This window comes from Bacillus sp. FSL H8-0534 (genome assembly GCF_038005885.1).
GTDB lineage: Bacteria > Bacillota > Bacilli > Bacillales > Bacillaceae_G > Bacillus_A > Bacillus_A pseudomycoides.
The window spans coordinates 2,063,861-2,084,378 of record NZ_JBBOUC010000001.1; the positions used below are offsets into that span (position 1 = coordinate 2,063,861).

Below are 20,518 nucleotides of genomic sequence, written 5' to 3' on the forward strand. Positions count from 1 at the left end.
TAATTATCACCCTATTTGGGGTACGGAAACATCGCCATCAAGTTAACGAAAATGAGATACCCCATGCTCATCAACTTAAGATCTCATAATACCCCCAGAATGAAAATTTTGTGCATTTTTCTCGTTTGTATTGTTTTGAGATAACTCGTGCATTTAGCTTGATGGCGATGTGGCGGACCCCCTATGTGAAAGCATCTTTTATTTATTCTTATAAACATCTATCTATTTCATTATGAAGTGTTTTAACACGCTCTTTATAGAATATGCCTTTATCCTCTATTTTCAGTTGCGCTATAAACAGGTTTGCAAGCATTACCGCTGTATCAAGCTGATAAAATAAGCTGACAATAGGAGGAATAGACTCAAAGATATCTTTATTCTGATATCCATCTGTGAATTCATACCAATCGATCTCATTAGTTTCAGCTATCCTCATAAGTTCTAGCAGCGGGTGACCAATTAGAGCATTATCCCAATCAACCAACGCCTTAACTTCTCTATTATATCCAATTAGATTTGCTGGTCGAATGTCCATATGTAATAACTTCCTTACATGATCCGCTTGTTTAAGAATCTGTTCGATTATTGATATATCAGGAAATTTAATATCGCAATGCGTAATTTTATTAAATCCTTCTACTCTTTTCACGAGACGTTCAGCTATATACTTGCTAGATGGTTTTCTAGTCCTATGTTGGTAATTTAAATCTTCAATTGGCATACTGTGAAGCTTGTTAACTACTTCTCCTATTTTGTACGCAGAAATTGGAATATGATCAGTAGCCAGGTAATCTGAAATTAAAAAATCAAGTTCCGTAGAAAGATGCAATCCGTGAATCTCTGGTACTGGAATGTCTTTAGAATTACAAAACTTAGAAAGTTCCGCTTCCTTTTGTAACGAAAGTCGACTACTAAACAACTCTTCATTTATATTTTTCACTTCACGTTCCCACGGTACTCGAAATGCTAAAGGTCCTTTTTCCGAATCTCCTCGAAACACAATATTTTGTACTCCATTTCCTACTACTTTTAACTCCTTAACAGCCAATTCTTTATATTCTCGACTCAATATAGTTTTTAATTTTGCTCTTAGTTCTTCTGTTTTCGAACGTATATTAATCATTTTATCCCCCGATTCGCAAGTTATTTACAACCTGTAACAGCATCTCTGATTAATCTTCCAGATGTATTTCCCTTCATTTTAATACATTTGTTTTTTCATATTTCCAATCGTAATAAAGCTAGCCAATATTAAGATAGAAAATAAAAGCAAAATATGATTCACTCCCATACGAGTTATTAAAATACCAGTCAATAGAGCAGATGATATCTTAACAAATGATGCTAGAATCGTTCTTAAGCCTATTACCCTACCAATATATTCTGTTGTAGTATTCAACTGTATTAACGTTTGCACAATAATCAAGTGCGACATGGTAAATAGTCCCATTATAAATATACAAATAACGGCCGTTGTTTTATAGTCATTCAAATATATTAAAAAAGAAGAGGTTGCCATACCCACCATCGTAATAAAAATAACTTTATGTTTAAACTTTTTTAAAAAATAGATAGCAATAAAACCTGCCATAATCCCTCCTACTGAAAATGCCATCTCAAATATTGAGTAGAGTCCGCTCCCTCCTTCAAACTGTTCTGCAAGAGGTAATAATAAAGTTGTTGTCATTTGTATACTAATGCTATTCAAAATAGATAAAAACAGTAAGTATTTCATTCCTTCTGCTTGATTAATAAAATGCCATCCCGATATTAATTCTGCAAGGTAGGATATTCTCGTATTCTGTATTTTTTTAGGGTTCATTCTTTTTATGGAAGAAAAGAAAATAGCCGCAACTAAAAATGTTACAGAATTAATAAAGAAACTAGTAGCTAAAGAAAATTCAACTAGAAATAACCCAGAAATACCAGTTCCCACTATTAATGCTGCTTCATTTAATGAAGATGCTTTTGATATGACAAATGGTATATCATGATTACAGAATGCTTCCTTAATAAATGCAGAAGATGCAGGTTTGTAAACGGTGTAGCAAACTGCTAATAAGAATTGCATAATGTAAAAAACAAATACTGATTCAAATCTTATGAAAACGAGAATCGCCATGATTAAAACAAGTACAAATCGAATACTATCTGTTAAAACAACAATATTTTTAGAGTCATGATGATCTACATAAACAGACACAAAAGGTGTTAAAATGACACTTGGTATATAATAAATAGCAATCATTAATCCGATAGAAGTTGATTGTCCTGTTAAATGAAAAATATACCATAGCAAAGCAATTTGTTGAATTCCATCCCCGAATCCGGTAATGCTAATCCCTAATAAATATTTCAATTTATTACTCATAAAATTACCCCTTATATAATAGTTACCTTCATTTTAGGTGCATCACTTCAACAGAGTAAATTACAACTTAATTATCTATATTTATAATTAATTCTTATAAAGTAATAATTTAATCTCTCAATCAAAATAAAAGAAGTAAAAGGGTATTACATATTATAAATGACTTATATGTAATACCCTTAATTTTTTATGACCTTTTACAATTTAGGTCTTGATAATATACGATGTCCGCGTTTTGACGTCAGGACCCCTAATAGACCTCAAATAACTTCATTTCCATTAAATATAAAAACATAATTATATAACTGTCCTCTAGTGAGTGGCTCAAAAAAGAAGGAATTCTTGCCGTGCCCCATAATGAGATTTTACTGTTTTGTTAGTGGAGGAATATTGTTGTAATATATGAGTACATTCACTCTTTATCTCTGCACAATGTGTGGGGATTTTTTCATAAAGAAAAGACACTCCAATGAGTGCCTTTTCTTTACTAGCAACCGAATCCGCCGCCCCAACAACTGCAACCAATGATAATTAGCAGAATGAACAGGACAATTAGTAAAGCGAATCCGCCACCAAAACCACCACAACTACCTCCAAAGCCCATAACATTTCCTCCTTGAGTAAGAGGGACCATACACATGTGTTTTAACGGATACACATTACTTTATGTTTTTAAACAATATATGAGCAGGTCCTTTTTCTTTATGGGTGCACCACATCACCATCAAGTTAATAAAAATCCTCCAGATGCTGAAAGCATCTGGAGGCTGTGTGGGTCTCATTTAGCAAGTCATATTTATAAAAAATAGACTTTTTTTGTATCATTAATAGCCTTTGTGTCCATGGCTATCAAATTTATAGGTTTTTCCGTTAATTTCAACCTTGGTATCTGTATAAATTGAACCATCCTGTTTAGCATAATACGTAAAGTATCCGTAATAAGGGAAATGATACCCACCACCAACTGAGAACCATCCTATCTTAGCTGCTCCAGAATCATCGAAGTAATACCATTTACCATCGATTTCTTGCCAGCCCGTTTGCATTACGCCTTTATCGTCATAATGGTATATCTTACCATCAACTTTATCGAACCCTGTTAGCTTAGCTTCTCCGTCATGATTAAAATAATATCTTTTTCCGTCAATGGTTTCATGTCCATCGAAAGTATAGTGTGCGCCATCTTTGAAATGATATTTCTTTCCATCAATCGTTTTCCAACCAGCATAAGTAGCTCCTTCTTCTAAGCTATAATAGTGGATTGCATCCTTTTCGCTTCCATCCGGTTGAGGGAAAGCTCTCTTTTCAGTCACTCCTGATTTTCTAATAGCACCGTTTTTCTCAAAGGCTAGTTGTTTCTCGTTAAAAATAACAGTTGTAGGAGTAGTTAGTGCGTTTCCATTCAGATCAGAAGCTCTCTCAAGCACGCCCTTGTCAGAAAAATGAAGAATGACTTTTTGATCTTCTAAACGTAGTTTATTTTTAGTAGGTTGGTAATTTTGGAAATCATAAATTTTACCATCGATTTCCCGCAAACCTTCTTTAACCAACGCTCCAGAAGCATCAGAATAGTAATTATCTCTCCATGCTGATCGTTGCAAAGCACCAGAATCATTAAAGTGATAGTACTTACCCTCAATTTGTGAATTTATTCCTGAAGCCATCATGTTAGACTCCGGATTAAAATAATACGTATTCCCCTCAATTTTCTGCCAACCCTTCAAGAGAACTCCTGAAGCATCTGCATAATACCAACCGGGATTTTGCGTACCTTGGTTTATCCAACTATTTTTAATCAATTTTCCAGTAGAATCATATGCAGTCCATATAGAACTATCACCTTTATCATTACTTCTGAACTCTATTCCGTCATAATTCTGTTTCTCATTTTCTTTCCCAGGGTACCATTCTCTTAACCAGTTATGAATTTCATTGTTAGTTTTTGCAGTGAAACGAATTTCGGATTTGAAACTCCAATCAGTACCAAATTGTTGAACATAAGAATTACCAGCCAAACTTACTCCATTCTTGTTTTTTAAATAGAATTGGAATTTATTATCATGAGAATTACCGGTCTGAACAAGTTCAAACACTTCATCATCACCAATCGAATCAGAATATTGAAGTGCATTTCCTTCTTTCCCTGAAAGATATTTTGAACCTGTTTTTACCAATACTTTATTCGTCCCTTTTTTATAGGGGATAATTTGATAAGGTTTACCGTCATTTAGTATACTAAATGGTAGTGTAATAGGTGTCTCTAGGATTTTTGTAGATTCCGCCAATATATTAGTTGACCGGTTATTAAAATCCGCACGAGCTTCAGGGTTATTCATAACATAATTAGAAAGAACTTCTCTGCCTACTGGATGTGAAGTCAATGTTGCTATCTTCTTTTCTTCTTCTGTTAAATAAGAGAATAGGTCAGTAAATAAACCTTTAAATCCGTCAAGAGAACGTTCCCCAAATTTTTTCTTATAAAATTCGTCACGAAGAATTACATTTTGACCAGATGTTTTTTCTACATATATAGTATTAACTTGGTTAAGCGCAACTCCCGTTTTTCCTTCATCTAATTGCGCTTGTGTAATATAAAGAAGATTGTGTTCTGACACAGATTCTGCATCAGGATTTAGATCTACAATGGTACCCGCTTCTGTAAGCTTAAGCTGCTGTCCTGATTTTAATTTATGAATTTCACTTTTTCCATCTGGATAAAGTACTTTAATCTGCTTAGTAAAATTCGAATCATTTTTCGTATGATGCATAGAGATATTGAATTCCCCAGATTTAAAATTAGGAGCTCTGTAAGATACATTCTCTGCATAGGGACCAGTGTAATCAGTTAAGTCGGGATCCCCTGTAGATATTCCAAGTCCTTCATAAATGTCTTTCACTATACCTAATGAAGTAATCGTCACATCGAGTACGGTACCTATCCCTGCGCTAGCCTTGTTTTCTGCAATAGGAGCTACTGAAAAAAGAATACCTAATGCCGCTGCGGTAGGAATGACTTTCTTTCCAATTCCAATTGTATTAAATTTTTTCTTCATTTTTATTGTCCTCTCTTAGTAAAATTTAGCCTAGATTGCTTACATGTAACACTGTAAAAAATAAATATATAAAGACTGTCGTATGTTGATTTAAAAATATAAAATCAATATTTATAAGTTCATCTTAGTTTAAATACCTTTCATTTTTCTTGCGGAAATGTTACAAAACTCTTTCGTTAATATCTTATAAAATTCCGAATTTTATAAGATATTCTGTATTTTTCAGCTTGGCCGCTATACAGAAAAACACCCAAGAAATAGCAAAGATTCTAATCCCCCTATTCCACCTAGTACAGAAAAATGGTCGGAAATCTCATCGATATGAGAAGAAAACAGTCTTTGATATTATGGGTGTTGTCTATGCGTATGATGGAGTGAGAAGACAAAAGAAAGCTGCATCATTTTTAAGGACAAAAAGTATCTTAAGAGTTTTTTAGTTCATTTGAACGAAAATTTATTTTGTTTTCGTTCTTAAGTTAATGGGCATGGGGCATGTACACAAGCCTCATTTGTATGTTCTTTCTTACTTTTCAAAATAAGCCGCACCAAAGTTTTCATTAAATCTCTTACACCATATAGAAACCGAACCGTATGTGCTTACATCTATCCCTTCAGGAATTTCATAGTTTTGGTCTCCTTTGTTTCCCTTTAACTTTCCTAATTCAATATACTGATGGTTTTTAACATCTTCGTTATTTTTCAAACGATTCGTAGGAACTAATACAACTCGAACATCTGGTCCATTAGAAGTTGAAAAATTTGAAAGTCGTAAAACACGTTTTCCATCCCCTAATTGATGGATCGTTGCCGTTCCAGTTGTTTCATGAACACCGTTTTGAAACTGACCTGTACTTATTACTCGTTCTTCTTGTTGTTTTGTTTTGTTTGATTGTATTTCTGTTTGTGGCAATGCTTCATTCACTTGCTTATCAATAAATAATTTCTCGGGGCGGAACAATGACCATAAAATTCCCCCAACAATTATGGAACCTCCTATAAGCAATACATATTTTCTTTTCATAAAGTAAAAGTCCTCCTGTAGTATACTGTTTAATGGTATAGTAACAAGAAAGTCTTTCATTTCTATAATATAAATATTACAAAAGTCTTTCAGCAGTCTTATTTTTTTCTGATGTGATGGGAAGAGTAAACCAAAATTCACTTCCCTGTTTTCCATCTGAGCGATCTCTCACACCAATTTCTCCTAACTCTCCATATTTGCTTCTTAACTAAAATCAAATTGATATCGTTTCATAGCATACCGTTAAAAACCTTTTCAAAATTCATCGGTTAAATATAGAAGAAGTAGACACATTATTGTTAACATAAATTAGAGACTGAAATTCGCTTGTTTTTCATTCATATTGGTTAAACTTCTTTAAAGTCACGGCTCTTTTTGTATAGATTGTTGTTTTTTTGCGATAAAAATAAGACCTCAGATTAAATCCAGGTCTTAGGTATTTATGAACGCTTTCTTCGTATGGCGATATTAATCTTCATCACGACTTCCAAGTACAAGATAGAATCCGAAAATCAGCTTCGCGAATGTAAATATTTACTAGCATTCTATTTTTTGTGTATGTTGGAATTTAGAACATTCTTACATTTTCTAATATTTTGTTTGATTTGCTGATTTTCAAAAAAATAAATCTCTGTACCTGACCAAACAAAAACCCAACACACTATGCTTAAAACTCCTGCAATATAGGCATGATTGCTTGAAAGCTTCAAGTATATCAACCCAACAATAATACCAACCACAAACAAAACAATAGCCTTATTGACATTTCTAGCATATGTATATTCCTCTTCGTTCAAGATGTTAGAAAAAGTGTTACATGTGGCAGTCTTCAGTAACTTTTCGTCAAAATCATTCTGACCTAAAAAAAATATTTCAACTTCTTTTCTTTTGCCACTGCGTAGCTTTGACAAAAGAAAATCTTCAAGGTCAGAGCTTAGGTGAACATCATCTGAGCTATAATATCTTGAAAACGGAGTATCAGTTTCATCTAAATAGATATTTATACTTAATTCATCTTTCATGTTAACCCTCCTTTAACTCCAATGTACTAGTTGAAAGTCAACCTTTTATCAGTATGGTCAAGATAGCAACAATTCTTACGAAAACAAGGAAAGTCAAAGAAAGACTTTTGTAACAATTACGAAAGAAATTTGAAAGGGGTTTAAATTAAGATAAACTTACCGATATTAATTTAAACATGTTGGTAACAGTATATTTAGAAAGTAAGGAACAAAGTCATGAAAGAAAAGATAAAGAGAAGTATAAAAAAAATTTCCCCTGTAGGAATAGCGATGGGAATCTTATTCAGTTTCAACCCAATTACAAAACATAAAGCGAAAGCAGACGTTAATACAAGAGAAACGTCTCTTACCACATTTGGAGATACCTATGATACGTTTCTAAAAGAGCCTTTTGTTATTCTTTTATCAGAACAAAGTGCTAAATATGATTATACAGCTAACAATGAAAACCGTGCTTACAAAGCTCCTACTTTTAACAAAGGAGAATTTGGTATTAGTGTGTATGATTATTATAAGAACCAAAACTTTTCTAAAAAAATTAAAGTTTTCTATGAAGATGGGAAAGTTGAATATAAAACGATAAAACATGGTCAACAACTTCTGATTAAGCAAGCTGGTATAATAGTGGACTTAAATCCCGATGCCTCAAATCTATATGAACATGATACGTATTATATTACACAAAAACAATTAGATGCAGGGAATACTGGTATTGCGCTGACGAATTGGCAAACATATTACTTAAAAAGTGACAATAATGGTCAAATGAATGGTCCTTTAGCTCTAAAATATATTAAACAGGAATTTCCAAATATAAAACCAGGTAGTGCTTCTTTTGACCTAAATAAACTTTTTCATGCACTACCGGGAGAGAAGCGAAAACTCGCAACGATAACTTCGAATCCAGTAAAAGCATCTGGAATTTTTAGTTATACCTCTGATGAGCTTGCTGAGATAAAGAAACATAAACTCGCCGTCGTTACACAACATAAAAATAAAAAAGAAAGTCCCAGGTGAATGAATTCATTAAGAAATTAAACAAAAACATTTTTTTTTGGTAAACAATGTTTTTGTTTAACGTAAAATTTTCTTTTTTTGATATGATAGCCTCTAGAAGCTTTACAAGCATTTTTAACGAGTAACTAATCAACAAGCCAATTTTCTATACATTAAGGAAATTGGCTTGTTCTTTGTCTAAAGCTACTTAATGCTTTGATCTCGACGCTTTGTTATATAAGGGGTCCCGTCCCATCGCCATCAACCTAAAGTTTTGATTTATCCCCATAACGACAATTTTATGCATCGTTGACACAAAATGCTTATTTTAAGTTGTTCACGATGACTTTCTTTAATGTGTTAATTAATTTAAAAGCAATTAAGAAAACCACTACTATAGCTAAGAGTGGTTCTTATATATCAAACTTAATTAATTGATATATATTTCTTGAAGCCCTTACTTATAGTTCCATTATAACCATTTTTAGCAAAGAATTTATGTGCTTCTATTCTAGTTGTACTACTTAATAAGATAATTCTTGTGGATCCTCTTGCAATTGATATTTGCTCTACATGCTTTAGTAACTTTTCACCTATCCCATTACCTCGAAAATCTTCATTTACAATCACATACTCTAGAACAGTATATGGTCTAAATTGGTATCCTGGATCAAGACAAAAAGTCATAAATATACTTCCTTTAACTTTACAATCTTCCTCATAAACAAATAAGAAATTATTAGAATCATTCCTTATCTGCTCAATTCTTTCTGGTAAAACCTTAATGTTTTTACTATGCGGTGCTAATTTTTTATATAAATTTTCAATTACATTACTGTCTTTTGGTTCAGCTTCACGAATCATATAATTACCTACCTTTTGTATTAACATATCAATATTTCGATTCATCTTAACATTCTGATTATATTATATCCTAAAACAAGATCTTTTTGGTATAATTCGGAAAAGGAGAGGATAAAAATGAAGAGGATAGGAATAATTGGAGCTTGGCAACCTGAACTAAATTATTTACACGAAGAATATCCGAGTAGAAAAGTTCGTAAAATTGCCGCATGGGAATTCTATCATCATAATATTAACAATTTAGAGATTATATCCGTTATAAGTGGTGTTGGAAAAACAAACTGTTCTAGTTGTACACAATTACTTATATCAGAGTTTCATCCTGATGAAATATATATGACAGGAATTTGTGGAAGTTTGTCAGATAGCATCAAGGGTGGAGAAATTGTCATTGCAAGACAAATGCTCCAACATGATGTTACGAATGCTGGAAAAGGCGATGATGTGTGGGACCTATATACTGGTAGAACATCCATTATTGATGGCAATAATTCTATATTTAGTGATTTTCTTAATTTTGCTATCAATACCAGTGAACATAAAATCAACAATGGGATGGTTATATCGGGAGACCAACGTATTAGAGAAGATGCTTTGAGACTATCCTTAAGCAGTACCCATAATGCTATTGCTGTTGACCAAGAAATAGCATCTTTTTCATATGTTTCTTATGTTAATAAAATACCATTCCTATGCGTGAAGTCTGTATCCGACCAAGCAGATAATAAAACTATTGAAGACCAAAAAAGATTTAAGCTCTTGGCATGTAAAAATTCATGTAAATTATTAATTGAGTTTCTATTGAGATAGGACTCAATAAGATCACTAAATGAAAGTAAACTTTTAAATATTAGTTTACTTTCATTTTAATTTGCATAGTAAATAACACGCAAAAAAAACTCAAAGTCCCTATATGACTCTGAGCCTTACTTTTGTATAAGACTTATTTCATTAAATCCACTCTTTTCCATGTTCACGAATGAATTTAATATCGTTTTGATAATGTTCAAGATGTCCTTCATCTATCATTTTTTGAAAATTTATATCGCCTTCTTTGGCTTTTCTTTTCATGTATTTACATAACCCTTCTAATCGTAGCAATACCATCTCCAAATAATCTTCTTCCATACCCTCACCGTAGGATTCAAAAAACAACTTAACTCTTTGTTTTATACGGTCGGCATGCTGTAATAAATTATAATAAACTGCCTCACCTGTTTCAGTATGATAAACTCTACTTAAGGGGACACAAGTATAAAGAGTATAGGCTATGTCCCAAAGTCTTGGACCAGGACCAACAACATCAAAATCAATAATACCTACTGGTTTTTCGTGATTAAAAATAATGTTGTATATTGCAAAATCATTGTGGCATACAACCTCTATTTTATTTGGAGTATTATCCATTGGTTTCCAATCATCTGATAACGGAAAGTCACTCACAGCATCATGGTAAAGACGGAGCATCTTCGCTATTTCTTTTAAAACATCATTAGACCACATGTATTCTTTTAAAGGATAATTACCAGCTTCTCCTTCAATAAATGATAATATCTCTCTATCTTTTTCATCAATACCTAAAAACTTTGGTGCATAACTAAAACCTTTGTTTTCCAAATGATTTAATAGCTTATGAATTTTGGTACTGTCTGGCTTTAATTCTCGTCGAACAGTACCTTCCGAACGATATACGTTTGAAACATTCCCTCCCGTTAGCATTTCTTCGTTTTCGTAGTTTGACATCTGATAATTCCCTCCTCCATTATTAGAAAACTAGACACTCTTAAAACAAATGCCGATTGTTCAACAATCCTGCTCGTTAACGGAACAAGAACCACTTTGCTTGGCTTTATATTTTAACATAAAGTTCCTATTCCTTTTTTTTAACACCTCAAATAGCAACTTTAATCGCATCAAAAATAACGAAATGACAATGGTTATGGTCATCCTGATAATTGATGTGCTATTGCACTTGTTAATTCAACAGTGAAAACCGGATAAACTTTTACATATCAACAAAAAAATCGAGTATAAAACCTTTGTGATTTTACACTCGATTTAGCCTGTCATTTATACGGCTTCTCCATGTTATCTGAACTACTTAAAATTAATAGGACTCTTTTTTAGTTTTGAAAGTAAACTTTAGTATATTAGTCTACTTTCAATACACTGGTTAACTAAATAATTATCTTCAGCAAAATAAGTTAATTTTTTCTATCCCTCGTGAATTTCTTTAATGCTTTTTCCTTCTAAAAACGCATGTCCCGTTTTAATTTTTTCTACTGTTTCAAATCCATACTTTTCATACACTTTTTCTACTGTTTCGTTAATTGGGATCACCCAAAGATTATCTAGTCCTCTATTCATTACTTCACTTTGAATAAAGTGAATAAGTTCACCTATTAACCCTTTACCTCTAAACTTTTCAATTGTAGCTACACTTTCCATTCGGGCCTATTTTTCATGTTCAAAAATACAAGCGATGGAACATGCTACTCCATTGTATCTAAGTAGATAGTGAGTGAATGCTGGATGTTGGAATTCATCTTGAAAAGCTTTTTTTCTAACTTCGCCTCCTAACTCTTTTATATTACATTCAATATCTAAAGCTTCTTCAAAATTTAATTCAGATACCTTTTCAATAGTAACTTTTTCATTTTTATCTTTTTTAGTTAATTTCTTATTCCATAATTGGACTGGACTTATTAATTCTTCAAACCCAAAATTCTTTATTTGTAATTCAGAAATCAGTTTTTCTTGCATATCTAAGTTGTATATATAAAATCTAGGTACTATATTTTTAGTCTTATAGAAATGGACTACTTCATCTACTATCGTTTGTGGATTTAAACTTACTACACTTACATGTGCATGATTTGCATCATAATAATATGGGTTACTTTCATTACAAAATATAGAACCCCATGATTTCTCTATTTATTTCTTCAATATCTTCTGTTCTCTATTATACATTTTAATATTTTAATTTTCAGTTTTTTAGTTAAAATATATCTCATACCTTCAAAAAAATATTTTCAAGCAAAAATGAATGTAAACTTTTTATTATTAGTTTATATTCAAATTCCCTAATCATTAACTTTATCCCAATTCCCCTGATATCATCAAAATACAGAACAAAAGTATACATTTGAAATACTGTAAATAAAGATTTAATAGAATATCTGAACAAAAAACAATCTTATTATTTATCTTTAAATATGGTAACACATGCGTTAGTCAGGAGAAATGCCAGTTTGCAGATTTATCTATAAATCGAAAATCCTCATATCCTTGTGACAAAATTTCTTGTTGTATATTTGGAAAATCCTCTATATTATTTACGAAAACTGCTATCTCATAACAATCTATAATTACAAACATTAAACTACATTTACTATTTAAAAATTCAGGGATAGTATTCACTGAAGTATTACTTATTTCGAATGTTGGTATTTCGTGTAAGTACGCTCTAAGGTTTAAAAATATTGGATAAAAATCTGTTGTCGTTAACGCTTCTTTTAACTTACTTCCAGTTTCAAACTCTTTGTTATCTAAAAAGTTGTTATCACCGTATTTATTATTAGTGAATACTAAACAATCGTTTACAGGAATGTGCCAATTATAATTCTCTATTTTGATGAATAATTCTAATATGCTCTCTATTCGCAAGTTGCCTTTTTCCATAGGAATTTTGAAAAACAAACCAATTTTCTCCATTTTTCACTCCATCCTTTTGCTTTTTAAGATACTTACAAATACATCTTTTATATTTGCTGTTATCGCGTCAAACCCCTTCATTAATATATTAAAATTATAAGAAAACACTGAGAAAAATACATCCTTATTAACATAACACCACTTCTCGGTAGCAAACATGTTAATGCCGTAATTACATAAAGAAAAAGAATCCCTTATGATTTCTGGGATTCTTTTTCTTGTTTAAAGTTTGCTCACACAAATGATCTGCACATCAATTCGGTTTTGATATACAGATCATTTGTATGATAATTTTTATAAATAAGTGCAGAGAATTCTATTACATGAATGCTTTTAGAAGTGTTGCTACTAATGGAATTACTCCACCTAAGAATGATAAAACTGCCATTGCGATTGCCATATTATTTCCTCCTCTTATTTTGTATAGTAAGATAATGAACCTACATTACTGCTTTTAGAAGTTCTGCTACGAATGGGATGATTCCACCTACAAATTTTAAAACTGCCATTGCGATTGCCATATTATTTCCTCCTCTTATTTTGTATAGTAAGATGTTGTAAATCTTTATACTCCTATTATAGTAAGCGCTTACATATATATATCAATACATTTCGATATGCAATATTTCATATGATATGCGTTGGTTTTATTGCTATAAACTTAATCAAACTCATTTATCCTCACATTATTTATTTCTCTGTTTCCATACCCCATTCTTTTTACGATAAGTGTTCTTGCCATTCATAAAGTCAGCTGTATTGCCAGGAATGCTATATTTCTTATTCTTTTTCTTAGTCTTCTTCTTCAACCGCTTCTCTTCTTGAACAGCTTGTAAATCCGCCTTCCATTGCCTTAACAAAACCTTTTCTCTTCGCACCGAATTTATACCCCTTAGTTTAAATTACCCACCAAAGGTAAAAATTCTATTTTTCAACATAAATATCCTCTTATTTGAATATTAAATGTTTCCGCATCCTCCTGCACCTGGATAAACGAACGAAAAGGAATCTGGGAGTTGAAATGCCGTTGAATCTAAAATACGAATACGCTTGAAAACAGAAGTATATGGAGAAGAAACTTTGAACTTCTTGAGCAAATAGTTGTAATTCATCAGATACAGAAATAGACATACAAACACGCCATCCTTTCCTATGATTCTACAGAAAGAATAGCGTATTTTTTCATTTTAGGGAGGATTTTGTTTTATTAGCTTAATAGCATTGGGTTGTCAACAAAATCCCAAAAACTCCCAATTTTTTTAGAGTAAGTTGGGAGTTTTTGAACCAGAAAGGTATATTTATAAAAACTATGACAAAATTTATTCGTTTTTCCTTTTTACCTACTTGCTAAATTCAGCAAGTAAAATATTTTTAAAACAATCAGGACTGTTAGCTTTACCCATACTGTTCAAATTGACGGCCAACGTATGCTTGCCTCCAAGTGTACCCCCAGCAAAAGTAACAAACCCTGGAATGCTACCTGTGTGTCCCCATATCGAGACACCGTTTGGAAGCTTAGTTTCATAGATTCCAAGACCATATCCGCCGATTTCAGCACTTCCTGTTGGAACTGTAGTAAGCATTTGTTTTAATTGCTGTTCCTTCAGTAATTTGCCACTGAGTAAGTAAGAGAAGAATTTGTTTAAGTCGTCAGCAGTAGAAATCATATCTCCAGCCGAGCTAGCTATACTTGGGTTATAATAAGTAACGTCTTTTAGCTCACTTGCTCCGTCTGGTTGGAAATATCCACGAGCATGCTTGGTGCCTGGAATAACGCTTGAATTGCCAGGTAGGAATGTATTCGACAATTCAAGCGGTTCAATAATCCGATTTTCAATCTCTTCCGCATAGCTGTTCCCGGTTACTTTTTCAATAAGGATACCCAGTAATACGTATCCTGTGTCTGAATAAGACCAGCCCTTTCCTGGGGCAAAGTCTGGAGGCAGAGAAAGCCCAATCTTCACTATTTCTTCAGCGGTATATGTTTTTTTGGTATTCATCATATCAGCGTCTTTTGACCTTAAGTATTCAGCGATACCACTTGTATGGTTCAATATCTGCCGGATAGTAATCTGGTTACCATCATATCCGTTTCCTTGAATGACACCAGGCAACCATTTTTCGATGGAGTCGTCTAGATTCAGGCGGTTCTCTCCAGCTAATTGAAGTAGAACTGTTGCAATGAACGTCTTCGTCACGCTGCCAATGCGAAAGCGAAAATCTGTTTTCATTGGTTTCTTGGTGCTCAGATTCGCTACCCCAGCGGCATAACCCCACGTTTTTCCATCCTCGGAAGTTTTAGCAAGTATCCCCGGGATTCCAAGTTGCAATGTATCCCGCATTGCTTGCTTGACGGAATTACGATCTCGTTGAGTACTTGTTTGTAACGAACTAGATACATTTTGAGTGGACTCTGCTTTTACAATTGAGGCTGGCGTTGTGTATAACAGGGAACTTCCAGCTATTAAAAGGGCCAGACTTGCAAATGTAATTTGACTACGTGTTTTCATAAGGCATTCCTCTCCTCTATTCATATTGTATAGGTGGTTGCTTGCTGTTTCATACTAACGACACAGCTATCATCTCCACCAATGACAAAAGGTCAACATTGAATTCGTAATCATCTTCATAATTATTATTTTTACAAACGCCATTCTGTCCTAACAAACGGTAAATCCCTCTTTTTCCACATGTATGTTGACCCCAGAATTTACTTCTTTTCCTTGAAACACTCTTGTTACTGGTTTGTTTTTCATATATAAGTCACATCTATTCCGCCTTTCACGCCTCGTTATATTTTTATCATATACAATAAAAATCTCTTTTTTCTTACCCATTCCTTACAAATTACTTACGTTCAAAATAGCTCCTATAATAGGGTAGAAGGAGCATCTGTGCCGGAAAGTTCAAAGTATTTTCCAATAAATATATGAATCAAAAAGAAACACAGAGGTTTTTCACTTCTATGTTTCTTTTTTTCGTCCTTTAAATATTAAAGGTTTACTCTTAACAGGGTGAATTCCGGCTCTTTTCTAATGTAATTTTTCTTCTTGCGATACAACATAAATGACATTGTGCTGCATGAAACACTCCTAACGTTGTTAAAATCACTTGTTTCTAAGTCGAAATTTATTTAACCTAGGGGGGTACTCCATATCTATCAACTTAAGAAAAGTAAACATCCCCAAAACGAAAAAATGAGCTGACTTCTCAAAGTAACTACCTGTAGAAAAAGAAAATGTTCATTTAGGGGGTACATTAAAACCTTAACTTGATGGACGTTTGGCGGGACCTCATAAAGGCATAAGAAGCTTGATGATCTCGTTTTTTACGAAATGATATAGTGATGAGCTCTTATAGCTTATACAAAAAGAAAGAGCATCTAATCCTAATAGATCAGATGCTCAAACACGGATAATATATCTGTCAAGTTCCTAACATACTATATTACTTAGTAATAATTTACTTCTTATGAGATTGTAAATCATTTTTAATTACATCCCAAAGTGGATTATCTTGACGTATTGGTTTACCCTCTTCATCCCATTTTATTTTTCCTGTTCCTAATTCATAATTCATTCCTGTCCAAGTATCTTCACGGAATGCATAGAATGATTTGTGCCACCCTTTCTGATTGAATATAGAAATTAAGTCCTGCATGTATTGAGGTGCTCCAGGAACAGTACGGTTAATTCCAAATTCCTCAGCAATGATTCGATTAGATGGTACATGATTTTTCTTAGACCAATTTTGCACAGGCTGTAAGAATTTATTTAATCCATCTTTATCCCACATCATAGGTTTTTCTACATCTCCTACTTTTACAATTCCAGGATATTGATACTCTTTATTTTGATTTTCACGCTGACTTGTTAATTGATATGGCTCATACATATGAAATGCATACAATGTCTTCTTATCTTTAACTGGTTTAAGATATTTAAAAGCCCAAGGTGTGGCATATAGGCCTGAATCTAAAATAATGGGTGTTTCTTTATCTACTTCACGAATTGAAGTAACAACTTTTTGATAAAATTTATTTAAATCTGCTGGGGTCCCCTTCACTTTTGAATACCATTTCTCATAATCTTCCGTCCAAAAATCATTATATCTATTTTTCTTAGATGTTTCTGGGTGTGGCTCATTTATAATATTGTAGCCAACCACAGCAGGATGATCCTTTAATTCAAGAGCAAGGTCCTTCCAAAATTGGCTTGCTTGTTCTTGATATTTCTCTTCCTCCCAGATTCTATCATCATTCTGATTATTATTAAATTGGCGCCAACGGTCACCAGGTAATGAAAGCATTGTAAGTACAACTTTAATCCCTTGTGATTGTGCAGCATCTAAATCTGTTTTTAATTTTGCTACATCCTCTTTCACTAATCCTTGATAGTTATCTGCATTACCGATAAGAAAATCTTTTCCTGGTGTATCTGGTTTGTCACCAGAGAAGAAAGCTTTATCTTTTGCCCATTTATCAGGTGCTAAACGAACATATTCAATATGAGCCTCCTTTGCACTCTTGTAATTCTCAGGTAATGAAGTGCTATTCATAAAATTAGTACCTGTTCTTTTAGAATTCCAAAAATCCATTTTGGAATCTGCACATTTGTATGTCTCAGCTTTCACATTCATTTCTTGCATCCCTAAACTTAGTATGCCCATTAATGCAACTATCGGTATGATTTTTTTCATAACTTCTCCCTCTTTCTATGTTAGTTACCTATATAAAATAAATCACTTATGTTACAGAAAAGTGACAATTTCAAAAAAACATATTTTATTGATCTATAGAACTCTTTTAGGAATTTGAAAAACATAAAATTCTTTCCTTTACTTACTCATATCTTATATTTTGTGTAACTGCCTCGAACTCTAAATACCTTGGTAGTCTTAAGTTTATAAACATTTTATTTTGAGTTACACAACATATAAAAGACTGTTAACTACACTATTTGGCGTACCATCACATAGCCATCAAGCTAATATTTTAAAGTGTCATCAAAACGAAAAAAGAAAATCGTACATTTGAACATAAATTAACTAGTTCCCTGTCGGCTTAGTGACAAAGTTCTTGCTGTAGAACGCAAAGTAAAAAACACAGAGGTATTCACATCTGTGTTTTTTCAAGTTTCGGATGATTAATCGTTCTATATAAAGAATATTAAGGGATTCCAGTTCCTTCAACTATTTCTTTAATGTAGGATTTCTGACTATCATACATAGGTAATGCAATTGAGAGTCTATCTTTTTCTAAATTTGGTCTGCTTGTATTTTACTATTTTTTTCATTTTTCTACTTACTTTTAAACCTTCGCCATACCCCTTATACAATAAAAAGCATTGAAACCATTCATGACCTTTACAACAGAACCACCCACCAGCCTATCTAAAGTTGATAAAGCTTATCTATTATCTTTTCGATTTCACCTTATGATTCTAAGCAAGGAAGGGGAACCTTCATTTTTTTATTCCGCTTTATGAACATCGGAACTAAAATCCCTCATTTCTTTATTTTATCTGCATTTCATCTGCATCTGTGTCCACTAAACTACATAATTGTAAGATGTATTTATGAAAATAGACTCATAAAAAAGAGGGATCCACGAATGAAAATAAACAAAAGTCGATCATATATTGGGAATGTTTTTTTGGATCGCGACCATCGATCCTTGAATAAACTTCAAGATAAAAAAAAATCCCCAACAAAATTTCGGGATTTTATGCAAAAGGATACAAGTATAGCATTATTGTTCCTTCTACCAAGTACAATTGGTTTTTCAATTTTTTATCTGATTCCATTTGTAATGGGAATGATTTATTCGTTAATGGACGGTACTACTGATGGTTCTTTTGTCGGTTTAGCCAATTATAAAGAACTGCTAGGTAGTGCTTCTTTTCTCAAAGCAGCAACGAATACGTTTTGGTTTACCGCAGTGAGTGTACCTCTCATCATCATTATCTCCTTATTACTGGCACTTTGTTTGAATCAAAATGTATATATTCAAAATTGGTTACGAAGCGCGTTTGTATTACCACTTGTCGTTCCTGTTGCTTCCATTGTTATGCTCTGGCAAATTTTATTCGATTGGAACGGTACGTTTAACGTATGGATGCACAATATGGGGTTTGAACGAATTGATTGGATGAAATCAAATTGGGCAATTATTGTCTTATCAATTGTATATCTATGGAAAAATATCGGGTACAACATTATTTTATTCTTAGCAGCTTTACAAAATATCCCAAAAGAGTATTACGAAACTGCAGAAATTGAAGGTGCAGGTCGTATGCATACATTTTTAAATATTACACTCATTTATTTAACACCAACAATGTTCTTTGTCATATTAATGTCGATTATCAATTCGTTTAAAGTCTTTCGAGAAGCATACTTGATTGCTGGAAGTATACCACATGACAGTATGTACATGATGCAGCATTATATGAACAATATGTTCGTGTCGCTTGATATTCAAAAGTTGACAGCGGCTGCCACGTTGATGGTGGCGGTTATTTCTATCCTTGTATTCGTATTGTTTGCAATAGAACGTCGTTTTCGAAAGTTTATGAATTAGGTGGGAAAAGCAGATGAAAAAAGGAAATGTATTTCGTAAATGGATTTTAACGCTATTTTTGACAATATTAGCGGTCATGATGCTATTTCCAATCGTATTTACCTTGACCAATTCATTCATGACTGAGCATGAGATTGGATCCAATTATGATTCTATTGGAGAAGTGAAAAAGGATACACCTTTCATTAATTTAAAATTAATCCCAGATTTAGTGTCATTTGAACAGTATGGAACAGTATTAGTGAAAAATCCGACATTCTTAAAAATGTTTTGGAATTCAGTATTCATGGTTGTACCAATAATAGTAGGTCAAGTAATCGTTGCATCGTTTGCAGCCTATGTCTTTGCTAAGATTCAATTTCGAGGAAGAGACAAGTTGTTTATCGTTTATCTTTTGACGATGCTCATGCCATTCCAAGTTACGCTCGTACCAAATTATATCATGGCGGATAAACTTGGAATTTTGAACAGTATAGCGTCTATTATTCTTCCAGGAATCTTTGGGGCATTCGGTGTATTTATGCTCCGGCAGTTCATGTTGCATATCCCGGATGCGTATATAGAGGCAGCTAAGATGGATGGAGCTGGCCATATTACAATCTTTTTTAAGATTATTCTTCCTCTTATTCGTCCTGGAATTGCTGCTCTTATTGTCTTATTATTTGCGGATTATTGGAATATGATCGAACAGCCGCTTATTTTTCTGAATGATGAATCCAAACATCCATTATCGCTCTATTTATCAAAAATTAACAAAGAGGCACGTGGGGTTGGGTTTTCTGCTTCTATTCTGTATATGACCCCAATGATACTTTTATTTTTATATGCGCAGTCCTATTTTATTAAGGGAATTCAGTTATCAGGTGTGAAGGAATAATGAAGAATTACAATGTA

At 32.9% G+C, this 20,518-nt stretch carries 16 protein-coding genes and 4 pseudogenes; 5 read left to right on the forward strand and 15 right to left on the reverse strand.

Features of this window, described 5'->3' with window-relative positions; translation table 11 throughout:
• Positions 1-208: 208 nt before the first annotated feature.
• From MHH71_RS10725 to MHH71_RS10740, 4 genes are all read right to left on the reverse strand, one after another.
• Entirely contained in the window at positions 209-1,123 is a 915-nt protein-coding gene (locus MHH71_RS10725; protein ID WP_006093774.1) for a phosphotransferase family protein, read from the reverse strand.
• Positions 1,124-1,201: 78 nt separating this feature from the next.
• On the reverse strand, positions 1,202-2,371 hold the full coding sequence (locus MHH71_RS10730) for an MFS transporter (RefSeq protein WP_006093773.1): 1,170 nt from the start codon (positions 2,369-2,371) through the stop codon (positions 1,202-1,204).
• A gap of 487 nt (positions 2,372-2,858) precedes the next feature.
• The gene (locus MHH71_RS10735; protein WP_018782884.1) at positions 2,859-2,975 is read right to left on the reverse strand and encodes a YjcZ family sporulation protein; all 117 of its coding nucleotides are present in this window, start codon (positions 2,973-2,975) and stop codon (positions 2,859-2,861) included.
• A gap of 220 nt (positions 2,976-3,195) precedes the next feature.
• Positions 3,196-5,424 carry an N-acetylmuramoyl-L-alanine amidase family protein gene (locus MHH71_RS10740; protein WP_006093771.1) on the reverse strand — a complete coding sequence of 743 codons (2,229 nt, stop codon included), beginning with the start codon at positions 5,422-5,424 and terminating at the stop codon, positions 3,196-3,198.
• A 230-nt stretch (positions 5,425-5,654) separates the two neighbouring features.
• Here MHH71_RS10740 and MHH71_RS10745 point away from each other — a divergent pair.
• A pseudogene (locus MHH71_RS10745) lies at positions 5,655-5,861 on the forward strand (hypothetical protein); the annotation flags it as partial.
• Positions 5,862-5,947: 86 nt separating this feature from the next.
• Here the strand turns inward: MHH71_RS10745 and MHH71_RS10750 are convergent.
• The 3 genes and pseudogenes from MHH71_RS10750 to MHH71_RS10755 all read right to left on the reverse strand — a co-directional run bounded on the left by MHH71_RS10750 (position 5,948) and on the right by MHH71_RS10755 (position 7,467).
• Positions 5,948-6,445, reverse strand: a complete 498-nt coding sequence (locus MHH71_RS10750) for a DM13 domain-containing protein (protein WP_003202815.1) — start codon at positions 6,443-6,445, stop codon at positions 5,948-5,950.
• 76 nt (positions 6,446-6,521) lie between these two features.
• Positions 6,522-6,629, reverse strand: a pseudogene (locus tag MHH71_RS30585) (sensor histidine kinase); the annotation flags it as partial.
• Between the two features lie 361 nt (positions 6,630-6,990).
• Positions 6,991-7,467 carry a hypothetical protein gene (locus tag MHH71_RS10755; protein WP_033798691.1) on the reverse strand — a complete coding sequence of 159 codons (477 nt, stop codon included), beginning with the start codon at positions 7,465-7,467 and terminating at the stop codon, positions 6,991-6,993.
• Between the two features lie 216 nt (positions 7,468-7,683).
• Between MHH71_RS10755 and MHH71_RS10760 the strand changes: the two genes are divergently transcribed.
• Positions 7,684-8,484, forward strand: a complete 801-nt coding sequence (locus MHH71_RS10760) for a hypothetical protein (protein ID WP_006093769.1) — start codon at positions 7,684-7,686, stop codon at positions 8,482-8,484.
• 405 nt (positions 8,485-8,889) lie between these two features.
• On the opposite strand, the gene MHH71_RS10765 is transcribed toward MHH71_RS10760, so the two are convergent.
• Positions 8,890-9,327 carry a GNAT family N-acetyltransferase gene (locus tag MHH71_RS10765; protein ID WP_033799620.1) on the reverse strand — a complete coding sequence of 146 codons (438 nt, stop codon included), beginning with the start codon at positions 9,325-9,327 and terminating at the stop codon, positions 8,890-8,892.
• A 117-nt stretch (positions 9,328-9,444) separates the two neighbouring features.
• On the opposite strand from MHH71_RS10765, the gene mtnN reads away from it, so the two are divergent.
• Positions 9,445-10,137: a 5'-methylthioadenosine/S-adenosylhomocysteine nucleosidase gene (mtnN, locus tag MHH71_RS10770; RefSeq protein ID WP_003202809.1), complete on the forward strand. Its 693-nt coding sequence runs from the start codon at positions 9,445-9,447 to the stop codon at positions 10,135-10,137.
• Between the two features lie 141 nt (positions 10,138-10,278).
• Here mtnN and MHH71_RS10775 read toward each other — a convergent pair whose 3' ends face one another.
• The 7 genes and pseudogenes from MHH71_RS10775 to MHH71_RS10805 form a co-directional block, all read right to left on the reverse strand.
• On the reverse strand, positions 10,279-11,070 hold the full coding sequence (locus tag MHH71_RS10775; RefSeq protein ID WP_006093767.1) for a phosphotransferase: 792 nt from the start codon (positions 11,068-11,070) through the stop codon (positions 10,279-10,281).
• A gap of 471 nt (positions 11,071-11,541) precedes the next feature.
• Positions 11,542-12,264: pseudogene (locus MHH71_RS10780) on the reverse strand (GNAT family N-acetyltransferase); the annotation flags it as partial.
• Between the two features lie 300 nt (positions 12,265-12,564).
• A complete protein-coding gene (locus MHH71_RS10785) occupies positions 12,565-13,044 on the reverse strand; it encodes a DUF2691 family protein (protein ID WP_006093764.1) in 480 nt (159 codons plus the stop codon).
• A gap of 440 nt (positions 13,045-13,484) precedes the next feature.
• Positions 13,485-13,675, reverse strand: a pseudogene (locus MHH71_RS10790) (hypothetical protein).
• Between the two features lie 55 nt (positions 13,676-13,730).
• Positions 13,731-13,922 carry a hypothetical protein gene (locus MHH71_RS10795; RefSeq protein ID WP_006097732.1) on the reverse strand — a complete coding sequence of 64 codons (192 nt, stop codon included), beginning with the start codon at positions 13,920-13,922 and terminating at the stop codon, positions 13,731-13,733.
• A 462-nt stretch (positions 13,923-14,384) separates the two neighbouring features.
• A complete protein-coding gene (locus tag MHH71_RS10800) occupies positions 14,385-15,554 on the reverse strand; it encodes a serine hydrolase domain-containing protein (RefSeq protein WP_078211719.1) in 1,170 nt (389 codons plus the stop codon).
• A 952-nt stretch (positions 15,555-16,506) separates the two neighbouring features.
• Positions 16,507-17,742 (reverse strand): glycoside hydrolase family 5 protein, encoded by a 1,236-nt coding sequence (locus MHH71_RS10805; protein ID WP_006097067.1) that lies wholly within the window; start codon positions 17,740-17,742, stop codon positions 16,507-16,509.
• A gap of 913 nt (positions 17,743-18,655) precedes the next feature.
• Here MHH71_RS10805 and MHH71_RS10815 point away from each other — a divergent pair.
• Positions 18,656-19,624, forward strand: coding sequence for a carbohydrate ABC transporter permease (locus MHH71_RS10815; protein ID WP_078211720.1), 969 nt, complete (start codon positions 18,656-18,658; stop codon positions 19,622-19,624).
• A gap of 13 nt (positions 19,625-19,637) precedes the next feature.
• Positions 19,638-20,501, forward strand: a complete 864-nt coding sequence (locus MHH71_RS10820; protein ID WP_006097065.1) for a carbohydrate ABC transporter permease — start codon at positions 19,638-19,640, stop codon at positions 20,499-20,501.
• The last annotated feature ends 17 nt before the right edge of the window (positions 20,502-20,518 follow it).

Bases quoted from the DNA above. Each gene is read 5' to 3' on its own strand.
- mtnN (WP_003202809.1), top strand. From the start codon at position 9,445: ATGAAGAGGATAGGAATAATTGGAGCTTGGCAACCTGAACTAAATTAT.
- MHH71_RS10775 (WP_006093767.1), bottom strand. From the start codon at position 11,070: ATGTCAAACTACGAAAACGAAGAAATGCTAACGGGAGGGAATGTTTCA.
- MHH71_RS10735 (WP_018782884.1), bottom strand. From the start codon at position 2,975: ATGGGCTTTGGAGGTAGTTGTGGTGGTTTTGGTGGCGGATTCGCTTTA.
- MHH71_RS10765 (WP_033799620.1), bottom strand. From the start codon at position 9,327: ATGATTCGTGAAGCTGAACCAAAAGACAGTAATGTAATTGAAAATTTA.
- MHH71_RS10805 (WP_006097067.1), bottom strand. From the start codon at position 17,742: ATGAAAAAAATCATACCGATAGTTGCATTAATGGGCATACTAAGTTTA.
- MHH71_RS10725 (WP_006093774.1), bottom strand. From the start codon at position 1,123: ATGATTAATATACGTTCGAAAACAGAAGAACTAAGAGCAAAATTAAAA.
- MHH71_RS10730 (WP_006093773.1), bottom strand. From the start codon at position 2,371: ATGAGTAATAAATTGAAATATTTATTAGGGATTAGCATTACCGGATTC.
- MHH71_RS10785 (WP_006093764.1), bottom strand. From the start codon at position 13,044: ATGGAGAAAATTGGTTTGTTTTTCAAAATTCCTATGGAAAAAGGCAAC.
- MHH71_RS10750 (WP_003202815.1), bottom strand. From the start codon at position 6,445: ATGAAAAGAAAATATGTATTGCTTATAGGAGGTTCCATAATTGTTGGG.
- MHH71_RS10815 (WP_078211720.1), top strand. From the start codon at position 18,656: ATGAAAATAAACAAAAGTCGATCATATATTGGGAATGTTTTTTTGGAT.
- MHH71_RS10755 (WP_033798691.1), bottom strand. From the start codon at position 7,467: ATGAAAGATGAATTAAGTATAAATATCTATTTAGATGAAACTGATACT.
- MHH71_RS10800 (WP_078211719.1), bottom strand. From the start codon at position 15,554: ATGAAAACACGTAGTCAAATTACATTTGCAAGTCTGGCCCTTTTAATA.
- MHH71_RS10820 (WP_006097065.1), top strand. From the start codon at position 19,638: ATGAAAAAAGGAAATGTATTTCGTAAATGGATTTTAACGCTATTTTTG.
- MHH71_RS10760 (WP_006093769.1), top strand. From the start codon at position 7,684: ATGAAAGAAAAGATAAAGAGAAGTATAAAAAAAATTTCCCCTGTAGGA.
- MHH71_RS10740 (WP_006093771.1), bottom strand. From the start codon at position 5,424: ATGAAGAAAAAATTTAATACAATTGGAATTGGAAAGAAAGTCATTCCT.